The organism is Arenibacter antarcticus (assembly GCF_041320605.1).
GTDB lineage: Bacteria > Bacteroidota > Bacteroidia > Flavobacteriales > Flavobacteriaceae > Arenibacter > Arenibacter antarcticus.
This window is the reverse complement of sequence record NZ_CP166679.1, coordinates 779,670-799,519: the sequence shown is the minus strand read 5'-3', so window position 1 is coordinate 799,519 and position 19,850 is coordinate 779,670. Positions and strand designations below refer to the sequence as shown.

Below are 19,850 nucleotides of genomic sequence, written 5' to 3'. Positions count from 1 at the left end.
TTTAATGTTGTTTTTCCATTTCATCCATGGCCAAGGTGGCGTGTGCATAAGCGGCCCCAGCCCGCATCTCTGAGGCGACCCAGATAGCCTCCATAATCTCTTCTTTTGCAGCGCCTTTTCTCATGGCCTGGGAGGTATGTGACCGTATGCAATATGGACATTGTGTTACGTGTGCCACAGCTATAGCTATTAACTGTTTGGTTTTTTCGTCCAAAGCACCTGCCTTAAACACCGTTTTACTAAAATTGCGCCATGCTTCTAAATTATCGGGGGCCAAAGCAGCTTTTTTATCCAAAAGTTCTCTTGTTGTTTTTGGAAACAGGGATTCGTTGTACATGATTTTTATTTTTTAATGATTACTTATCCTCACTCAAGTACGGCATCCATAGTAATACCCAAGCTCAGCGCCTTGCTTACCGGACAATTGTCCTTGGCGGTATTGGCACATTCCTCAAATTTTGCCTGATTAATATTTGGAATTTTAGCTTTGAGCTTTAAATGGGATCCGGTAAGTTCCAGTTTGTTGACATCCATGGTTACGGTTGCGGTAACGTCTAGGGAATCTGGGGTATATCCCGCTTCTCCCAAGATGTTGCTCAATGCCATAGCAAAACATCCTGCATGTGCCGCCGCCAATAACTCGTCCGGATTGGTACTCTTGCCCTCCCCAAAACGAGAATTAAAACAGTATTTCGAACTGTTTAATACTTTGCTTTGTGTAGTTAGTTTTCCTTCTCCTTCCTTAAGGGAACCGCTCCAAACGGCATTTGCTGTACGTTTCATAATGCTCTTATTTTTAAGGTTAGTAATAATGGATAATCATACCCAGAAACTTTATTTTTTTTCGTTTTCCAAAAATTGTCGTAATACATATTGAAGGATGCCTCCATGACGATAGTACTCTATCTCGATGAGTGAATCCAATCTGGCGACGGCACCAAACTTAATTTCTTCCTCTTTTGCGTTCTTGGCGATGACACTAACTTCCTTCATAGGTGTAATTCCGTTGGAAATACCGGTTATTGTAAATGTTTCCGTGCCGTTGATGCCCAATTTCTCGGCGGTATCCCCGTCCTTGTATTGTAATGGCAATACTCCAAGGCCAACCAGATTGCTGCGATGGATACGTTCATAGCTTTCGGCCAGTACGGATTTAATTCCCAATAGGAAGGTGCCTTTTGCGGCCCAATCCCTAGAAGAACCACTTCCGTATTCCTTACCGGTAAGAACTATTAAAGGGGTTTTGTCTGTTTTGTATCTAGTAGCAGCGTCATAGACCGACATCTCCTCTTCGGTGGGCAGATAGCTGGTATATCCCCCCTCCTTGTCGGCGAGTTTGTTCTTTATACGTACATTGGCAAAAGTGCCCCGAACCATAACCTCGTCATTACCTCTACGACTTCCATAGGAATTGAATTCTTCTTTTTTCACCCCCTTGGAGATCAGATATTTTCCGGCTGCGGAATGTTCGTTAAAAGCGCCGGCGGGAGAAATATGATCGGTAGTAATGCTATCTCCCAAAACTAATAGGGCACGGGCATTCTGTATATCTTCCAAAGCGGGTGCCTCACTGGAAATATCCTTAAAGAACGGTATTTCCTTAATATAGGTGGAATCCTTGTCCCAGTGGTATAGTTTTCCTTCTGGGATCTCTAGATTTCTCCATATCTCATTGCCCTCAAATATTTCCCCGTAATTTTTGGCAAAATCTTTTGGAGAGAGGACTCTACTTAATATCTCATTGATTTCGTCGTCCGTTGGCCAGATATCTTTGAGGTATACTGGCAATCCATTTTTGTCGTAACTAATAGGCGCATTGGTCAAATCTATATCTACCCTCCCGGCAATGGCATAGGCCACTACCAACATAGGCGACATTAAAAAGTTCATTTTCACTTGGGAATGTACCCTAGCCTCAAAATTTCGATTCCCTGAAAGTACCGAGCAGACTACCAGATCATGATCGTCAACCGCCTTGGCAATGGCAGGTGGCAATGGACCTGAATTTCCAATACAGGAAGTACAGCCATAACCTACCAAATGGAATTGTAAGGCCTCTAGGTCCTTCATTAGGTCCGCCTTATTTAAATAATCGGTAACCACCTTGGAGCCTGGGGCAAGGGATGTCTTTACCCAAGGTTTTACATCAATTCCATGTTCGCGGGCCTTTTTTGCCACTAAACCTGCCCCAATCATAACAAATGGATTGGAGGTATTGGTGCAAGAAGTAATTGCTGCGATGACCACTGAGCCGTCGGAAAGCATAAATTTATCATCTCCCTCGTTTATCCAAACTGTTTTGAGGCCGTTTTTTACCTTTGTTTCAACAGCTCCTTTAGGTAAATTTTGAAGGGATTGGGGTTCGGGTTGGTTGCCTCCTTCTCCCTTCCATCTGGCTAAGGAAGTAAGGGTTTCACGGTCTTTCTGCTCAATATATTCACGTTCAAAGGAATTATCCAGTAGGTCTATGAATTTGGGTTTGAACTCTCGTAGCAATATCTTGTCTTGAGGTCGCTTAGGTCCTGCAACAGTTGGTTCTATAGTAGTAACATCGAGCTCTACCACTTCGCTGTACCTTATGTTTTCCTCGTTTTCCCTCCAAAGCATATTGGTCTTACAATATTTTTCTACTAGGGCGATATGTTCTTCTGAGCGATTGCTTTTGCGCATATATTCTAGGGTCTTGTCATCTATGGGGAAATAGGTGATGGTGCATCCAAACTCGGGAGACATATTGCCGATCGTTGCCCTGTCTGGTACGGAAAGATGATCCAAGCCAGAACCAAATACCTCCACAAATTTCCCTACAACGCCTTGCTTCCTCAATAAATTAGCAATGGTCAATACTAGATCTGTCGCCGTGGAGCCTAAGGGTAGCTTTCCGGTAAGTTTAAGACCAATGACCTCTGGGGTGATAAAATAAATGGGTTGACCCAGAATGGCGGCTTCCGCTTCTATACCGCCAACACCCCAAGCTACAACACCAATACCGTTCACCATGGGAGTGTGACTATCAGTACCGACCAGGGTGTCTGGAAATAGCTCCCCGTCTCTTTCAATGACCCCTTTGGAGAAGTATTCCAAATTCACCTGATGGCAAATTCCCATGCCCGGGGGCACTACACTAAAATTGTCGAACGACTTTTGGGCCCATTTTAAGAATTGATAACGTTCCTTATTCCGCTCATATTCCTTTTCCATATTGCGCTCGTAGGAATAATTGGTTCCAAAATAATCGACTTGAACAGAATGGTCTATCACTAGATCTACAGGGACCAACGGATTGATCGAATCCGGATTCTTGCCTTTGCGGGCTACTTCCGCACGAAGGGCGGCGATATCTACCACGGCTGGTACTCCGGTGAAGTCTTGCATCAAAACCCTGGCAGGTTTAAATGGAATGTCTTTGTCGGAGCCTTTAGGTTGCCAGTGGAGCAAGGTCTCAATGTTTTCCTTGGTTATGGCGAATCCGTCGTAATTTCGCAGTACATTTTCCAAAAGTATACGAATAGAGAAAGGTAGCTTGTCTATTCCATACCCTTTGTCCTTCAGTTCGGTAAGGCTGTGGTAACCGAGCGATTTTCCTGCTAGGGATAATTTCTTTTTTACTTTATAAGGGTCGTTGTTCATAGTATTGTGTTTTTCCTTTGTATTAGTACGAATGTATTTTATGAGACTTAAGTTCATTTTTCCCGGTGGTTCTTGGCGGGAAAATTGAACTTAATCGGGGATCTTATTTTTAGAAACCTTGTGGTTGATGGGGCGATTGTATTATTTCGCTGCTTTCATGGATATTCTTTATATGTGTTCTCCTTAAAAAATGGAAGTTTCTAACCTTAAATAGAGGCCATCCTAATGAGTGTGACTTTATTTAAGATGGAAATGCATAAGCATTGGTACATCTGAAAAATTTCGAGCTATTATAAAGATACATATTATTTCTTATTTAAGATAGTTTCATCCTAAATAAGAGATTCAGGAAAAGGAGACCCTATATTTCATTTGCATTATACGATCCGTAGTATTGATTGCTTATTCTTGTGATTGAAAATGAATAGATTGGATAGTCGTATTCTTAAAAGAATATTGTCTGGTTCCAGAACCTGAAAAATAATGGAGCTCTATTCTAAATAAATATAATTTGCATTTATTAAATAGATCCTCAATGACCATGCCTCTAGCATTCTATGGTGTATAAAGATTTTATTTTGCATCTACCCCTTTTGTGTTGCAAATAACAATTGAACCATTTAGCTAAGTTTATGTTAGTTGAACGGGGATTTTTTGTAGTTGATTCAAATGTGATTAACTTAATTTATCTAATGAAGGAGACGGTATTCATTCAAGAATTCACACCGTTGGTGATTGATTCCGTGATATTGTCAATTTTGGGGTATAATACCCGGCAAATTAAGCTTGTATTCTCCAGAGTCTCGGGAGGATTAAAAAAGTGAGTTATTTTTTATAAAGAATGAAAGAAAAGTTGATTTTTATAGAAATAGTTCTCACTTTTAGTGGTGCTTTTGTCGTGGTTGTTTTACTTATGATATTGTACAAATTTTTCTAAAATGAATAATCAGGTCAATCAGATTTAGACTAAATAGTAGGTGGTATAAGGTGCGCTAGGATATGGTCCTTGAGGTGCATTATCCACCTCCAGTTTTAAAGATAAATAATGGATAAATGTTGTTTTAATATAATATCGAACTAATGTCTAAAAATAATACTCGTTGGATATTTGCAATGATAACTGTTGTACTTGGGTTTGTGATCGGAATCTACCTTCAGGATCTAAAACATCAGGAGAGTACTAAGGCAGCCTGGAAGGCAAATAGATTCAACGTGGCTAGATTTAATAAAATAATGCGCTATACCGGTGAAATGAACTCCAACAATTGGCCGGCAATGCGCGATAGTATAGGAAAACAACTGGATAGCTTGATGATTCTTCGATTCCGGAAGGAAATGGATAGTTTAAACGCTATAAATAATAAGGGTAAGGACTGAACCGAATCGTTATTCGTTTTCCCAGTTAATACTTCTCATATTCTTCTTAATAATTACCTCTGTTTTCACTAAGAAATTATACTTGTTCCTTATTTTTTTATTTAATAGAAATTTCCCTCATAACGATGTGAGGGGCGTGAACTGTTTTTAATGTAATCCTTAAATGTTAACTTATTATGGCTTTTAAAATCGATTTAAAATAGTAGAATATAAAGCAGATGGGATAGTTATTTAGGAAAGAGCAAAACAGTTTGAAGGTCAACAAACCTTTGCAATACGTCCCTTTAAACTAAAGCAAGTTTTAAAAACGTTAACTTAGGTTTAAAAGAAACCGAAAGCGGCCAAAATTAGACATACTATTACAGCCAAAAGTATAGCGATCAATACCACTATCATTATACTTAGAAACCCATTGAGAACTCGTGTTCCGTAAGCGACATCTTTCATAATCATAATAGTTAGGATTTTAATACAATTTAAGGAATAAATATCGATTATAAAATGCTTAAATGACCATTTCGATTAAATGCCGATAAATTAGTATAAGTAATAGATGAATTGTAGAAATTATCGACAAAATGCTGAATATCAAATCCTTTTTCTCTTTTTCAGACTAGGTTTCGCCCCTTAAATCGATCTTTTTTCTAACCCTTAAGGGGTTTGACTGCTATTTTTTCAATGCGAATGTCATTTTTGGGTCCGCTGTTGAATCTTTTGTGTTAGCGTTAAATATAGGTGTCCTGAGCGGCGGAAGTTATGTGGCTTTCAAACCAATCATAAGGCAATACATTTGATTGGTTTTTAGATGATGTAAATTACCAAGTTGGCCCCAAAAACAGTAGGTCAGATCGGGCAGCCAAAAGGGGTTTAGCTCAATTTTTATAAATCCTTTTTATTTAATGAGGTGTGGTAGCCCACGTTAGGCAATATTTTTTGAACGACATCTATGGTGAACCGTTAAGCTGCTTTCAATTCTCGCCGATTACCGACCTAACCTTTTACAGTAATGTGCGGATGTGTTCCATAATCTGGGTGCTGGCTCCCTTGTTTTTTATTACATAGTTGAGGTTGACGGCACCAGTTCTTTCCAAATAGTCCCTATCCGATAGTAATTTTTTCATTAAAATCAGATGTTCTTCCCTGCTGTTAACTACCAAAACTCCGCCTTGTTCCACCAAGTCCTCTGCTTCTTTAAATCCTTTGTAGTTGCTGCCAATGATTACGGGAATTCCAAATACAGCTGGTTCCAAAGTGTTATGGAGACCAGTGGCGAATCCGCCACCAACATAGGCAAGATTGGCATAGCTGTATATTTTGGTCAATAATCCTATGGTGTCTATGATAAGTACGTCATAATCGGACAGGGATTTGTTATCCATTTGGGAGTAGAGTACGGTTTTCTTTTGGATAGAGGTCTTTAGCTTGGCAATATGCTCAGGTTTAATATTGTGAGGTGCCAATACGTATTTTAAATTGGAGGTGTCTGCATTTATTTGAGGGACCAATACCTCCTCATCTTCAGGCCAAGTACTTCCAGCAACCAATAGGGGGGAGTCGGTTTTAAACTGCTCCATAAAATCTAAATGGTTGTCCCTTTCCAATATTTCCATTACCCTATCGAAACGCGTATCTCCACCAAGACTAGTGTGGTTAATGCCTATTTCATGAAGTAGTTTTACCGAATTGGTATTCTGTACAAAAATATGAGAGAAATTGTGTAGGGTCCTTTTCATAAACCCGCCGTATTTTTTAAAGTAGATCTGTTCTTCTTTAAAAAGGGCCGAAATCAATAAAATGGGGGTTTTACGCTGGGCCAAGACTTTTAGGTAATTTGGCCATATCTCGTATTTTACAAAAATGACCAGTTTTGGATTCACCAATTTTACAAATCGTTCTGCGTTTTTTAAAGTGTCTAAGGGAAGATAGGTAATAGCATGTGCGGCCGAACTATTTTTTTTAACTTCATAGCCAGAAGGCGAAAAGAAAGTGACCAATATTTTATAGGTAGGGTATTCTTTCTTTAGTCGCTCTATAACAGGAAGTCCCTGCTCAAATTCCCCCAAAGAAGCAGTGTGTACCCAAACCACCTGATCTTCTTTGGAAAAGGTGTTTTTTAATACCTGAAAAACATCTTTTCGACCCGCTACAAAAAGTTTTATTTTGGGGTTGAATAACGCAATTAGCCTCAAGATTAGAGAGCTGATTTGAATGGCAATATTGTAAATCCTGGACACGTGAATTAGGTTTTGGGCTAAAATACACTTCTTTAAATAATATCCATTGACTGCGAATCCTTATTTTTGCAATATTATTTTGATAAATTTAGGAGGATGAAGAAAATACAAATGGTAGACCTAATTGGGCAATACCAAACCATAAAAGATCAAGTAAACAATTCCATAGCCAACGTTTTAGAGACCACAGCTTTTATAAATGGCCCAGAAGTACATGCCTTCCAGAAGGAGTTGGAAGATTATCTTGGTGTAAAACACGTAATTCCCTGTGCTAACGGTACCGATGCCCTTCAAATAGCAATGATGGGATTAGGGTTGCAGCCTGGAGATGAGGTTATTACGGCCGATTTCACCTTTGCGGCTACAGTAGAGGTTATTGCCTTGTTAAATCTAACTCCGGTTTTGGTGGATGTGGAGCCAGACAGTTTTAACATTGATCCAATTGCTTTGGAAAAGGCTATTACCCCAAAAACCAAGGCCATAGTTCCGGTGCATTTGTTTGGACAATGTGCCAACATGGATGCCATTTTGGAGATCGCTGAAAAGCACAATCTCTTTGTGATTGAAGACAATGCCCAAGCTATTGGAGCCAGTTATACCTTAAAAAATGGTAGCCGCAAGAAAGCAGGTACTTTTGGTACTGTTGCAGCAACATCTTTCTTCCCTTCCAAAAACTTGGGATGTTATGGGGATGGGGGTGCACTTTATACCAATGACGATGAATTAGCGCATACCTTAAGGGGAGTGGTAAATCATGGGATGTACGAGCGATACCATCACGATGTGGTTGGGGTGAATTCTAGACTCGACTCAATACAAGCGGTGGTGCTTCGTGCCAAATTACCTTTATTGGATCAATACAATAAAAGTAGAAGAGAGGCCGCTCAAAAATATTCTAAAGCTTTTGCAAATCAAGAACATATTATAGTGCCCGCACTAGTAAATACTTGTGCAAAGGAATGCGAGGATTGTGACTGCCATGTTTTTCATCAATATACGCTGCGGATCACCAACGGAAAAAGAGATGCCCTTGTAAAGCATTTTGCGGAATTGCAGATTCCATGTGGGGTATACTACCCAATACCACTGCATAAACAAAAAGCCTATTTAGACGAAAAATATAAGGAAGAGGATTTTCCAGTAACCAATCAATTGGTGAAAGAAGTAATATCCCTGCCAATGCATACGGAATTGGATGATGAACAAATAGACTTTATTACATCGACCCTAATAGAATTTGTAAATTCGTAAATAACCAAGAGTAATAACAAGAAAAATGAAGATACTAGTAACGGGAGGATTGGGATTTATAGGATCCCATACAACGGTTGAATTACAGAATAAAGGATTTGAAGTGGTAATCATAGACGACCTATCCAATTCCAGTGAAAAGGTGTTGGACGGAATTGTGGCCATTACCGGTAAAAAACCTCAATTTGAAAAACTGGATCTAAAGGAGAAATCCAAAGTAGAGGATTTTTTTAAACGCCATCAAGACATTGCGGGGGTTATCCATTTTGCAGCCTCTAAAGCGGTAGGAGAGAGTGTGGAAAAACCGTTGCTCTACTATGAGAACAATATTGGGACCTTGGTGTATCTTCTAAAAGAAATTTCCAAGCAGCAAAGGGCAAGTTTTATCTTTAGTTCCTCCTGTACGGTCTATGGCCAAGCAGATAAAATGCCGATTACCGAAGATGCTCCAGTAAAGGCAGCGGAATCGCCTTATGGAAATACCAAGCAAATTGGGGAGGAAATTATTCAGGAGACCTGCAAGGTGACTCCTGCTATCAACGCCATTGCCCTTAGATATTTTAATCCAATGGGAGCACATCTAACTGCTGAGATTGGTGAGTTGCCTATAGGTGTGCCTCAAAATTTGGTGCCGTTTATTACTCAGACTGGAGCCGGAATCAGGGAGCAAATATCGGTCTTTGGTGGGGATTACCCTACAGAAGATGGGACGTGTATCCGGGATTATATTCATGTAGTAGATCTTGCAAAGGCGCATGTTGTGGCCTTGGAGCGTTTATTGAACGCTAAGAATGAAGAGAATTACGAGGTGTTTAATGTAGGGACGGGAAAAGGAAGTTCTGTTTTAGAAGCAATCCAAAGTTTCGAAAGGGTTTCCGGTAAAAAATTGAACTATAAGATTGTAGGGAGAAGGGAAGGTGATATTATGACCGCATATGCCGATACCACTAAAGCCAATAAGGTTTTGGGATGGAAAGCAGAATCTACCTTAGATGAAGCCATGAAATCTGCTTGGGTTTGGGAGCAAAAGATCAGAAAATAATCCTAATAAATAGGGCGTAAACCAAAGAGTAGAAAATTCCGTAAATAGCATATGGTTCAACAATTTCCCAATAGCACGGCACTTTTGATTTATGCCCAGGAAAACAAACTTTATCAGGACCTGGTGTTGCAGCTCAGGAAAGATTTTGTCTTGGCTAATGTAGGTTTAGATTTTCCAGATACGATCTCCCCTATGGATTTGAAGACAGTAGTACATGAAAAAGTGTACTACTTGATCATGGAAAAATTTGCCGAATATCTAAACGTTCTCTACATCATAGATGTGCCCGAAAAAGCGATAAAAGCGATCAAAACCAATGATGTGGTGGAAATATCCAGGGAGGTCAGTTTTGAGATCTTAAAACGGGAATGGCAGAAAGTTTGGTTCCGAAACAAATACAGATCCTGAATTAGAAATAGACACGGATAAAAGGCATTAGCGCGTTGGCGTAGATGCTTTTTTGATCGTCGTGTAAAAGGTTGTATCTCACCCCCAAGGTGACATTCGGCATGCTGTACCCAATTCCCGTAAACAGGGCAGGGGACCAATAGGCATTTTCCGAGTTTCTGCCGTCCAATTCAATCCTGGTATTGACCCTGAGTTGCTCAAGTTCTGCAGAAAATTGTAGTACGGGAATGGGGTTGTAAAATGTTAAAAACGATCCTCCATAGGCCAATAATTTCGCGTTGTTAAATTTAGCGTAATTTAAATTTAGGCCCATTCCCATGCCAAATTCATTGGAGATCCTATAAATTGCGGAAGGAGAAACTGATGCATTGAAGCTGTTATTTCCAAAGCCTAGGCCTAAACCTCCGCCAAGTTGAACCCTTTTCCAAAAATCAGAAGTAGTTGGCTTTCCTTGAGAATAGGAAATAGTTGTTAAAAGGCTAAAAAACAGAAGTAAAAAAGGTGATTTAAGTAAGGAATATCCAGTTTTCATAATTATTGCTAAATATTTACCAATATTAAGGTCTAAGATAAGCTTAGATATGTGAAATGTTGTATTTTTGATTAAATTTTGTTCAAAAGACAGAGAATTTTTTCATGGATAAATATTCTTTTTTAAACGCTGCACACACTTCTTATTTTGCAGAATTATACGACAAGTATTTAATTAACCCTGATAGTGTAGAGCCCAGTTGGAGAGCTTTTTTTCAAGGCTTCGATTTTGGTATCGAAAATTCCGGCGAAGGTTGGGATTCTGGATCAGAAACGGGACCACTGTCAGTCGCAGGCGGACAGGAGGTGGAAGTGCCCAAGGTCTTGCAAAAGGAATTCCAAGTAGTGCGTTTAATAGACGGCTATAGGACAAGGGGACACCTGTTTACCAAGACTAATCCGGTAAGGGAGAGAAGGCAATACTTTCCATCCCTAGACTTGGAAGTATTTGGATTGGAAAAGTCCGATTTGAATACCGTTTTTACCGCAGGGGAGATATTGGGCATTGGCCCAAATACCCTGGAAAAGATAATTGAACACCTCACTATCATCTATTGTGACGCCATTGGTGTGGAATATATGTATATCAGAAACCCAGAGCGGGTAGAATGGATACAGAATTGGTTGAACGTAAATGACAACCATCCCAATTTTGATAACGAGCAAAAGAAACATATCCTTAAGAAGTTGAACGAAGCGGTTGCTTTTGAGGGGTTCTTGCATACTAAATATGTGGGGCAAAAACGATTTTCGTTGGAAGGAAACGAGTCATTGATTCCTGCCTTGGATACTATGGTAGAAAAGGCAGCGGAAATGGGGGTAGAACAATTTGTAATGGGTATGGCCCATAGAGGTCGACTAAACGTGCTGACCAATATTTTCGGAAAGCAACCCAAAGATATCTTTAGTGAGTTTGATGGAAAAGATTATGAACAGGAAATCTTCGATGGTGATGTGAAATACCATCTTGGTTGGACCTCTGAACGTAAGGCTAAAAACGGTAAAAAGATTAAAATGAATATTGCCCCCAATCCTTCCCACTTGGAAACAGTAGGTGCGGTTGTCGAAGGAATAGCTAGGGCAAAGCAAGATACTCACTTCCCAGACGATTTTTCAAAGGTTTTACCTATTGTAGTGCATGGTGATGCTGCTATCGCAGGGCAGGGACTTGTTTATGAGTTGGTGCAAATGGCTAACTTGGAGGGCTATAAGACCAATGGCACCATTCATATTGTGGTGAATAACCAAATTGGATTTACCACCAACTATTTGGACGCTCGTAGTTCCACCTATTGTACGGATGTGGCTAAAGTGACCCTAAGTCCGGTATTACACGTAAATGCGGATGATGCGGAGGCAGTAGTGCACGCTTCACTTTTTGCCCTTGAATTTAGGATGCGCTTTAAAAGAGATGTGTTCTTAGATCTCTTGGGGTATAGGAAATATGGACATAATGAAGGTGATGAACCACGATTTACTCAGCCTAAATTGTATAAGGCAATAGCCAAACACCCAAATGCAAGGGATATTTATGCTGAAAGCTTGTTGGCTCAAGGCATTATTGAGGAGAACTATGTTAAGGAAATAGAGCAGCAATATAAGGCGGACCTTGAAGAGGAATTGGAAGATTCCAGAAAAGAAGATAAGACGGTGATTACCCCATTTATGGCCGATGAATGGAAAGGTTTTCACCATGCGGGAGATTGGGAGATGATGGATCCTGTAGATACGAGGTATAGTAAAGAAAAGCTTAGCCAAATAGCGGAAGTATTGACCCAATTGCCAAAGGATAAAAAGTTCTTGCGTAAAGTGGAGAAATTGGTGAAGGATCGAAGGGATATGTTTTTTAAGAACAATACCTTGGATTGGGCCATGGGAGAGCTGTTGGCCTATGGTTCCTTATTGGAGGAAGGCTACGGCGTCCGTATGTCCGGACAGGATGTGGAGAGGGGTACCTTTTCTCATCGTCATGCCGTGATGAAAGTGGAGGAGAGCGAGGAAGAAGTCATGTTGCTTAATCATATATCTAAAGATCAGGGTATATTTCAAATATACAATTCCCTATTGTCCGAATACGGTGTGGTAGGGTTTGATTATGGGTATGCCATGGCGAGTCCAAACACCCTTACTATTTGGGAAGCCCAATTTGGGGACTTTAGTAATGGTGCCCAAATAATGATCGATCAATACATTTCGGCGGCCGAGGATAAATGGAAATTGCAAAATGGGTTGGTCATGTTATTGCCACACGGTTATGAAGGTCAAGGTGCAGAGCATTCCTCAGCGCGAATGGAACGTTATTTACAATTATGTGCTAGGGACAATATGTATATCGCAGATGTCACTACTCCTGCTAATTTATTCCATATGTTAAGAAAACATATGAAGGTAGATTTCAGGAAGCCACTAATCGTATTTACCCCAAAAAGTCTTTTAAGGCACGCGCGGGCGGTGTCTACAGTTGAGGAGTTTACTGATGGAAAGTTTCAGGAGGTAATAGACGATGCTACCGCTGATGTGAAAAAAGTAAAAAGTTTAGTATTTTGTACTGGTAAGTTCTATTATGATCTCTTAGCAGTTAAGGAGGAAAATAAACGGGATGATGTAGCTTTGGTGCGAGTGGAGCAATTGTTCCCAGTGCCTTCTAGACAAATGAAAGCTATAATGGAAAAATATAAATTCGCTGACGATAAGGTGTGGGCCCAGGAAGAACCTAGAAATATGGGAGCTTGGGGCCATATGGTGATGCACTTTAGCGAAGCCAATAAATTAAGGGTGGCTTCCAGAAGATTTTATGCCTCTCCGGCTGCGGGAAGTGCGGTACGTTCCAAGCGCCGTCATCAGCAAGTAATCGATTATGTTTTCGATATCGAAAAAAATAATATGAGTAGAACCCCAGATGCTGCTAGAAAAGAAGGTTAAGGGATTTCTAAATAAATAATAACGAAAGTGATCCCCTTATTGATCATAGTACTGGAATTAATTAAGGTAAAACAAAAATTAAAATTATAACAAATGATTTTAGAAATGAAAGTTCCTTCCCCGGGGGAATCTATTACGGAAGTAGAGATAGCGGAATGGTTGGTGAATGATGGGGATTATGTTGAGAAAGATCAGGCCATTGCAGAGGTGGACTCTGATAAGGCTACCTTAGAATTGCCTGCGGAAGAGAGTGGAGTTATTACCTTCAAAGCGGAGGTTGGCGATGCTGTGGCGGTAGGAGCAGTGGTATGTTTAATAGATACTAGTGCCTCGAGACCCGAAGGATCTTCCAAAAAAGAGGCGGACTCAGAATCCAAGCCGAAAGAGAAAAAGGTTGCAGATAAACCTGTAGCGGCTAAAGCCGAAAAAACAAGTTATGCCACAGGTGCAGCTTCTCCTGCAGCTAAGAAAATTCTAGCGGAGAAAGAGGTAGATCCAGCTAGTATAAAAGGTACAGGTAAAGACGGAAGGGTAACCAAAGAGGATGCTATTAAGTCGGTTCCTTCTATGGGTACTCCAACAGGTGGCAACAGAGGGCAGAGTCGCACTAAATTGTCAATGTTGCGTCGTAAGGTTGCTGAGCGACTTGTTACGGCTAAGAACGAAACGGCTATGCTTACCACGTTTAACGAAGTGGATATGTCTGCTATTTTTAAGTTGAGGGAGCAGTATAAGGAGGATTTTAAGAATAAACATAACGTGGGTCTTGGGTTTATGTCATTTTTCACCAAAGCGGTGATCAGGGCTTTGCAGATGTACCCATCGGTAAACTCAATGATAGACGGGAAAGAAATGATTTCTTTTGATTTCTGTGATATTAGTATTGCGGTTTCCGGTCCAAAAGGACTTATGGTACCCGTAATCAGAAATGCGGAAAACCTAAGCTTTAGGGGTGTGGAATCCGAAGTTAAAAGATTGGCCATAAGGGCGCGTGAGGGAGATATTACTGTAGATGAAATGACCGGGGGTACCTTTACCATTACCAATGGTGGCGTATTCGGATCCATGCTATCTACTCCAATTATCAACCCGCCGCAGAGTGCTATTTTAGGGATGCACAATATTGTTGAGCGACCTATAGCCAGAGACGGTGCTATTGCAATTGCTCCTATTATGTATGTGGCATTGTCCTATGATCACAGGATTATAGACGGTAAGGAGTCTGTTGGCTTCTTGGTGGCTGTTAAGGAAGCTCTGGAGAGTCCTGAGGAGTTGTTGATGGACAATAATGTTAAGAAGGCATTAGAGATGTAGTCTTGCAACGATATTGAAATTATAAAAGGCCCGCTGGATTCTAAATCTTGCGGGCCTTATTTTTTAAGGGAAATATTTAATGCTGAAATAAGGGCTTACTGTTTTAAGAAAAGTCTGGTTTTCTTATAATCGATGATCGCTTTTCCCTTTTTCAATATATCAGCACCAATAATGCCATCTACTGGCATGGCCTGGTGAGAAGTAAGTGCTTCATTTACATGTACAAGGTCGAAAAGGACGATTTTGTGCTTTTCTTTTATCCAGCTTCCAATTTCAATTTTGTTTTTTGTAGATAATTTGGTTAGCATTTCTGTAGCGCCTGCACCGGCAGCCTTAATTTTGGAGTCTTTAGAATTTAGTTTAAAAAAATCTATTTTATCTATTCCGATACAGGTATTTGAGGCCCCTGTATCCAATATAAATAACCCGACAATACCATTGATAGTGACATTTATTTCAAAATGATTGGTGGCAGTAAGGGTAAGGGGAATACAGGTGTATTTTTTTTTCTTAAGAAACGCTTTAAGATTGGTCATCTACTTTTTTTGTCAAAGATAATCTTATTTTTGTTCCATGACGATAACGGATACGCACACACATTTATATAGCGAGCTTTTTGAGAATGATAGGGAGTTGGTAATTAATACAGCTCTAGATTTGGGAATAACGCGATTTTTTATCCCGGCGATAGATTCTTCCTATACCACTTCTATGTTGGATCTAGAGAAGGCGCATCCAGAGAATGTTTTTCTAATGATGGGGCTGCATCCCACCTATGTGAAGGAAAATTTCAGGGAAGAATTGGCGCATGTGGAAGAGTTGCTGGCCGCTAGAAAATTCTACGCTGTAGGGGAAATTGGAATAGATCTGTATTGGGATAAAAGTTTTTTAGAACAGCAGAAAATTGCCTTTAAGCAACAGATTCAATGGGCTAAAAAATATGGATACCCTATTGTCATTCACGGAAGGGATAGTTTTGATGAGATTTTTGAAATTCTTGAATCTGAGAAGGGTGACGATCTCTTTGGTATATTTCATTGTTTTACTGGAGATTATGAACAGGCAAAAAAGGCTATTTCCTATAATATGAAGTTGGGAATTGGGGGAGTGGTTACCTTTAAAAATGGGAAGCTAGATACTTTTTTAAATAAAATTGACCTAAACCATGTTGTGCTGGAGACAGATTCTCCATATTTGGCCCCCATGCCGTTTCGGGGAAAACGCAATGAGAGTTCCTATTTAATGTATGTGTTGGAAAAGGTTGCTGCACTATATAATAAGGATATAGAAGAAGTAGCGGTGATTACAACTGCAAATTCCAAGGAGGTTTTTGGGGTGTAGTATTGATGATGTGCAATTATTGTGCGGCATCGATTAGGGAAGCACTGTAGTGTAGATATTTATAAATTTTTATCAAAAACAGCTCGAGCTTGGTAAATAAAAAGACAAAAATCCTCCTGATTTACACGGGAGGGACTATTGGGATGGTTAAAGACTACGAAACTGGAGCGCTAAAGGCTTTCAATTTCAAGAAGTTGTTGAAACATATTCCTGAACTTAATCAGTTGGATTGTGATATTGATAGTGTTTCTTTTGAAACCCCAATAGATTCCTCTAATATGAATATCACGAGTTGGGTGGTTATTGCTGAGATAATTGAAGTACATTATGCTAGTCATGATGGATTTGTGGTGTTGCATGGCAGCGATACTATGAGCTATACCTCATCTGCATTGAGTTATATGTTGGAAAATCTAGATAAACCAGTGGTCTTTACGGGGTCGCAATTGCCTATCGGGGATTTGCGGACCGATGCCAAGGAGAACCTTATTACGTCTATACAGATAGCTGCCCTGCAAGAAAATGACAAACCGCTAGTGCGGGAAGTCTGTCTTTATTTTGAATATAAACTCTATAGGGCAAACCGAACTACTAAGATCAATGCCGAACATTTTGAGGCATTTGCTTCCTTGAATTATCCGTCCTTGGTTGAATCTGGGGTTCATTTAAAGGTGAATCAGGAAGCTTTGTTAAAGGTTAAAAGGGGGAAAAAGCTTAAGGTGAATAAGGAAATGGATCAAAATGTCGCCATTTTAAAGATTTTCCCCAGTTTGAGTCGCGCATTATTGCACAGTATTTTAAACACGCCAAATTTAAAAGCCTTGGTTTTGGAGACCTATGGATCGGGTAATGCCTCCACTGAAGAATGGTTCAGAAAAGAGCTTGGTGAAGCTATTAAAAAAGGTATATTTGTAGTGAATGTAACGCAATGTTCGGGAGGAAGTGTCATAATGGGGCAGTATGAGACCAGTGAACACCTCCAAAAATTAGGTCTTATCAATGGAAAAGACATCACAACTGAGGCTGCAATCACGAAATTGATGTATCTTTTAGGAAATAATGTTTCACCTAACTTGTTCAAAACCATATTTGAAACGTCTCTGAGGGGAGAAATGCAATAAAAAATAACAGACTAAATTTCTTACTCTAGTATTTTTTTTGTTATTTGGCTGCCCGGTAAAAGGATAATGAAATAGAGAGGTGGCCGAGTGGTCGAAGGCGCACGCCTGGAAAGTGTGTATACCTCAAAAGGGTATCGAGGGTTCGAATCCCTTCCTCTCTGCTGTTAAGTTTTAATTTTTTTATTGTGTTTTTTTTTTATCTTTAACCCTATTAACTAACTAAAATTAAGTTTAGAAAATGAAAAGATTATTCTCTATCCTAGCAACAGCTGGGTTATTTGTAGCAGGTACAAATACGGTAAGTGCGAAAGTTGTGGCTGCGGCGGCAGTTTTGCAAGAAGCGGCTCCAGCTGCTGAAAAAGGTTTTACACAAGTGTTGAAGGAACAGTTTATACAAGGGGGTGCTGGATTTATGGGTATCGTTCTTTTGTGTTTGATCCTTGGATTGGCTGTCGCTATTGAAAGGATTATTTATTTAAACTTGGCAACAACCAATACTACTAAATTGAAATTACAAGTTGAAGACGCTTTGGCTTCTGGTGGAATTGAAGCTGCTAAGGAAGTGTGTAGAAATACAAAAGGTCCAGTTGCATCTATCTACTATCAAGGGTTAGAGAGAGCTGGTGACAGCATTGAATCTGCCGAGAAAGCGGTTATTGCTTACGGTGGTGTTCAAATGGGACAATTAGAGAAAAACGTTTCTTGGTTATCGTTGTTTATTGCGGTTGCACCGATGCTTGGATTTATGGGTACGGTAATCGGGATGATTCAGGCTTTCCAGAAAATTGCAGCGGTAGGTAACTTAAGTGCTTCACTTATTGCAGGTGATATCCAGGTAGCATTATTGACTACAGTATTTGGTCTTATTACTGCGATCATTCTTCAAATCTTTTACAACTATATCATTGCAAAAATCGACAGTATTGTAAATGACATGGAAGATTCATCAATCAGTTTGATTGATATGTTGGCAGATCACAAAAAATAAGTCGGACTTAATACTTAAAGTATCATGCATAAAATAATTAAAATAATATTAGTTGTACTCGGGGTAGTAGGAGCCATATTGTGGTTCCAGCTTCCAAGTTCGGATGTTCCGGCAACCGAAGCCATTAATAACAGCTCCATGAACTTTATGTTCATTATTACTTATGTCTTGTTGGGAATTGCAATAGTTGCGACAGTCCTTTTTGGATTGATGAACCTAATAACTTCTAAGGGAGGTTTAAAGAAGGCTATGTTTGTTATTGTTGGACTATTGGTTGTTGTTGTTATATCTTACGCAATGGCGAATGGTACAGACGTTAACTTGGATGAAATGGCCCGAAAAGGCGTTCCAACTACTGAAAGTACTGTGAAAGCTATAGGGACTGGATTAAACGTGTTTTTCCTACTTACTATAATTGCAGTAGGTTCCATGTTGTATTCTGGTGCAAAGAAAATGATCAGTAAATAATTTAAAAGAATATTATGCCAAAAAGAGGAACACCACCAGAGGTAAATGCGGGTTCTATGGCAGACATCGCGTTCTTATTGCTTATCTTTTTCCTAGTGACTACCACTATTGAAACTGATGCAGGTTTGGATCGTATGTTGCCACCAATAGAGCCGCCAGATGTGGACGTTATTATTAAGCAGAAGAATATTTTTCAGGTTAATATAAACCGTGACGGACAATTATTGGCCGATGATGAGTTGACCAATATTAAAGACCTTAGGGCAAAAGCTATCGCTTTCTTGGATAACGGGGGAGCCCCTTCTGGCAGTGCAGATTATTGCAGTTACTGTAAAGGGACTAGAGATGCTTCTTCTTCAGATAGTCCAGCGAAAGCTATTATTTCTTTGAAGAACGATAGGGAGACCAAGTACGGAACGTATATTACTGTACAAAACGAATTGGTAGGAGCCTATAACGAATTGAGGAACCGTGAAGCCCAGCGCTTGTATAAGAGAAACTTTACAGATATGGAAGCTGAGTTCCTAAATCCTGAAACTCCAGATAATGTTCGGGATGAATTGAAGGAGAAGGTGAAAAATATTCAAGAGTTGTTTCCGCAAAAGCTATCCGAAGCCGAGACGTCTACAACAAATTAATAGTTAAAAAATAATTTTACTATGTCAAAATTTAACAAGAAAAAGGACTCCGCTTTACCTGCAGTGAATACGGCATCCTTGCCTGATATCGTTTTTATGCTCTTGTTCTTTTTTATGACAGTTACCGTAATGAAAGATAGTACCTTAAAGGTAGAGAATGTTCTGCCTAATGCTACTGAAGTGAAAAAACTGGAGAAAAAGGATAGGATTATTTATATCTACGTGGGAAAACCTACTAAGGAATACGAGAAGGTGTTCGGTTCTGAATCTAAGATTCAATTGAACGACAAGTTTTCGGATGCTTCCGAAGTAGGGGATTACATTTTGATGGAAAGGGCTAAAAAGCCACAGGAACTTCAAAATGTTTTGACCACGGCGCTTAAAGTGGATAAAGATGCCAATATGGGTATTATATCAGATATAAAACAAGAGCTTAGAAAAGTAAATGCCTTAAAAGTGAACTACACTACCTACGAAGGTGATGCGTTCCGGAATTTACAATAGTTAGTTAAGGGATTAGAGAATTAAAACGCTTCAGATGCTTGCATTTGAAGCGTTTTTTTTATGTTTAATTAATTACCTTTA

General features: G+C 39.7%; 18 protein-coding genes and 1 tRNA gene. 13 read left to right on the top strand and 6 right to left on the bottom strand.

What is annotated here, in order from left to right; translation table 11 throughout:
- Position 1 precedes the first annotated feature (1 nt).
- From KCTC52924_RS03390 to acnA, 3 genes are read right to left on the bottom strand one after another with little or no spacing between them, the layout of a single operon-like run.
- The gene (locus KCTC52924_RS03390; RefSeq protein ID WP_251808833.1) at positions 2–337 is read right to left on the bottom strand and encodes a carboxymuconolactone decarboxylase family protein; all 336 of its coding nucleotides are present in this window, start codon (positions 335–337) and stop codon (positions 2–4) included.
- A gap of 29 nt (positions 338–366) precedes the next feature.
- Positions 367–783 (bottom strand): OsmC family protein, encoded by a 417-nt coding sequence (locus KCTC52924_RS03385; RefSeq protein WP_251808834.1) that lies wholly within the window; start codon positions 781–783, stop codon positions 367–369.
- Positions 784–834: 51 nt separating this feature from the next.
- Entirely contained in the window at positions 835–3,630 is a 2,796-nt protein-coding gene (gene acnA / locus KCTC52924_RS03380) for an aconitate hydratase AcnA (protein WP_251808835.1), read from the bottom strand.
- A gap of 1,080 nt (positions 3,631–4,710) precedes the next feature.
- Between acnA and KCTC52924_RS03375 the strand changes: the two genes are divergently transcribed.
- Positions 4,711–5,007 carry a hypothetical protein gene (locus KCTC52924_RS03375; RefSeq protein WP_251808836.1) on the top strand — a complete coding sequence of 99 codons (297 nt, stop codon included), beginning with the start codon at positions 4,711–4,713 and terminating at the stop codon, positions 5,005–5,007.
- A 998-nt stretch (positions 5,008–6,005) separates the two neighbouring features.
- Here the strand turns inward: KCTC52924_RS03375 and KCTC52924_RS03370 are convergent.
- Positions 6,006–7,241: a glycosyltransferase N-terminal domain-containing protein gene (locus tag KCTC52924_RS03370; protein ID WP_251808837.1), complete on the bottom strand. Its 1,236-nt coding sequence runs from the start codon at positions 7,239–7,241 to the stop codon at positions 6,006–6,008.
- A gap of 96 nt (positions 7,242–7,337) precedes the next feature.
- Here KCTC52924_RS03370 and KCTC52924_RS03365 point away from each other — a divergent pair, with 96 nt between their 5' ends.
- From KCTC52924_RS03365 to KCTC52924_RS03355, 3 genes are read left to right on the top strand one after another with little or no spacing between them, the layout of a single operon-like run.
- Complete coding sequence (locus KCTC52924_RS03365) at positions 7,338–8,492, top strand: DegT/DnrJ/EryC1/StrS aminotransferase family protein (protein ID WP_251808838.1); 1,155 nt, start codon at positions 7,338–7,340, stop codon at positions 8,490–8,492.
- A 25-nt stretch (positions 8,493–8,517) separates the two neighbouring features.
- Positions 8,518–9,534 carry a UDP-glucose 4-epimerase GalE gene (gene galE, locus KCTC52924_RS03360; protein ID WP_251808839.1) on the top strand — a complete coding sequence of 339 codons (1,017 nt, stop codon included), beginning with the start codon at positions 8,518–8,520 and terminating at the stop codon, positions 9,532–9,534.
- A gap of 51 nt (positions 9,535–9,585) precedes the next feature.
- Entirely contained in the window at positions 9,586–9,942 is a 357-nt protein-coding gene (locus tag KCTC52924_RS03355) for a hypothetical protein (RefSeq protein WP_251808840.1), read from the top strand.
- Between the two features lies 1 nt (position 9,943).
- Here the strand turns inward: KCTC52924_RS03355 and KCTC52924_RS03350 are convergent, their stop codons facing one another.
- On the bottom strand, positions 9,944–10,474 hold the full coding sequence (locus KCTC52924_RS03350; protein WP_251808841.1) for an alpha-ketoglutarate decarboxylase: 531 nt from the start codon (positions 10,472–10,474) through the stop codon (positions 9,944–9,946).
- Positions 10,475–10,578: 104 nt separating this feature from the next.
- On the opposite strand from KCTC52924_RS03350, the gene KCTC52924_RS03345 reads away from it, so the two are divergent.
- Positions 10,579–13,395 (top strand): 2-oxoglutarate dehydrogenase E1 component, encoded by a 2,817-nt coding sequence (locus KCTC52924_RS03345; protein WP_251808842.1) that lies wholly within the window; start codon positions 10,579–10,581, stop codon positions 13,393–13,395.
- A gap of 93 nt (positions 13,396–13,488) precedes the next feature.
- Entirely contained in the window at positions 13,489–14,709 is a 1,221-nt protein-coding gene (gene odhB, locus KCTC52924_RS03340) for a 2-oxoglutarate dehydrogenase complex dihydrolipoyllysine-residue succinyltransferase (RefSeq protein ID WP_251808843.1), read from the top strand.
- A gap of 95 nt (positions 14,710–14,804) precedes the next feature.
- On the opposite strand, the gene KCTC52924_RS03335 is transcribed toward odhB, so the two are convergent.
- The gene (locus KCTC52924_RS03335) at positions 14,805–15,245 is read right to left on the bottom strand and encodes a TIGR02281 family clan AA aspartic protease (RefSeq protein WP_251808844.1); all 441 of its coding nucleotides are present in this window, start codon (positions 15,243–15,245) and stop codon (positions 14,805–14,807) included.
- A gap of 37 nt (positions 15,246–15,282) precedes the next feature.
- On the opposite strand from KCTC52924_RS03335, the gene KCTC52924_RS03330 reads away from it, so the two are divergent.
- The 7 genes from KCTC52924_RS03330 to KCTC52924_RS03300 all read left to right on the top strand — a co-directional run bounded on the left by KCTC52924_RS03330 (position 15,283) and on the right by KCTC52924_RS03300 (position 19,769).
- Positions 15,283–16,050 carry a TatD family hydrolase gene (locus KCTC52924_RS03330; RefSeq protein ID WP_251808845.1) on the top strand — a complete coding sequence of 256 codons (768 nt, stop codon included), beginning with the start codon at positions 15,283–15,285 and terminating at the stop codon, positions 16,048–16,050.
- An 89-nt stretch (positions 16,051–16,139) separates the two neighbouring features.
- Positions 16,140–17,171, top strand: coding sequence for an asparaginase (locus tag KCTC52924_RS03325; protein ID WP_285903408.1), 1,032 nt, complete (start codon positions 16,140–16,142; stop codon positions 17,169–17,171).
- Between the two features lie 73 nt (positions 17,172–17,244).
- Positions 17,245–17,332 (top strand) — tRNA-Ser (locus KCTC52924_RS03320).
- Between the two features lie 77 nt (positions 17,333–17,409).
- Positions 17,410–18,159, top strand: coding sequence for a MotA/TolQ/ExbB proton channel family protein (locus tag KCTC52924_RS03315; RefSeq protein ID WP_251808846.1), 750 nt, complete (start codon positions 17,410–17,412; stop codon positions 18,157–18,159).
- A gap of 24 nt (positions 18,160–18,183) precedes the next feature.
- Positions 18,184–18,627: a hypothetical protein gene (locus tag KCTC52924_RS03310; protein WP_251808847.1), complete on the top strand. Its 444-nt coding sequence runs from the start codon at positions 18,184–18,186 to the stop codon at positions 18,625–18,627.
- Positions 18,628–18,641: 14 nt separating this feature from the next.
- Positions 18,642–19,265, top strand: a complete 624-nt coding sequence (locus tag KCTC52924_RS03305; RefSeq protein WP_251808848.1) for a biopolymer transporter ExbD — start codon at positions 18,642–18,644, stop codon at positions 19,263–19,265.
- A 21-nt stretch (positions 19,266–19,286) separates the two neighbouring features.
- Positions 19,287–19,769: a biopolymer transporter ExbD gene (locus KCTC52924_RS03300; RefSeq protein ID WP_251808849.1), complete on the top strand. Its 483-nt coding sequence runs from the start codon at positions 19,287–19,289 to the stop codon at positions 19,767–19,769.
- Positions 19,770–19,850: the final 81 nt, after the last annotated feature.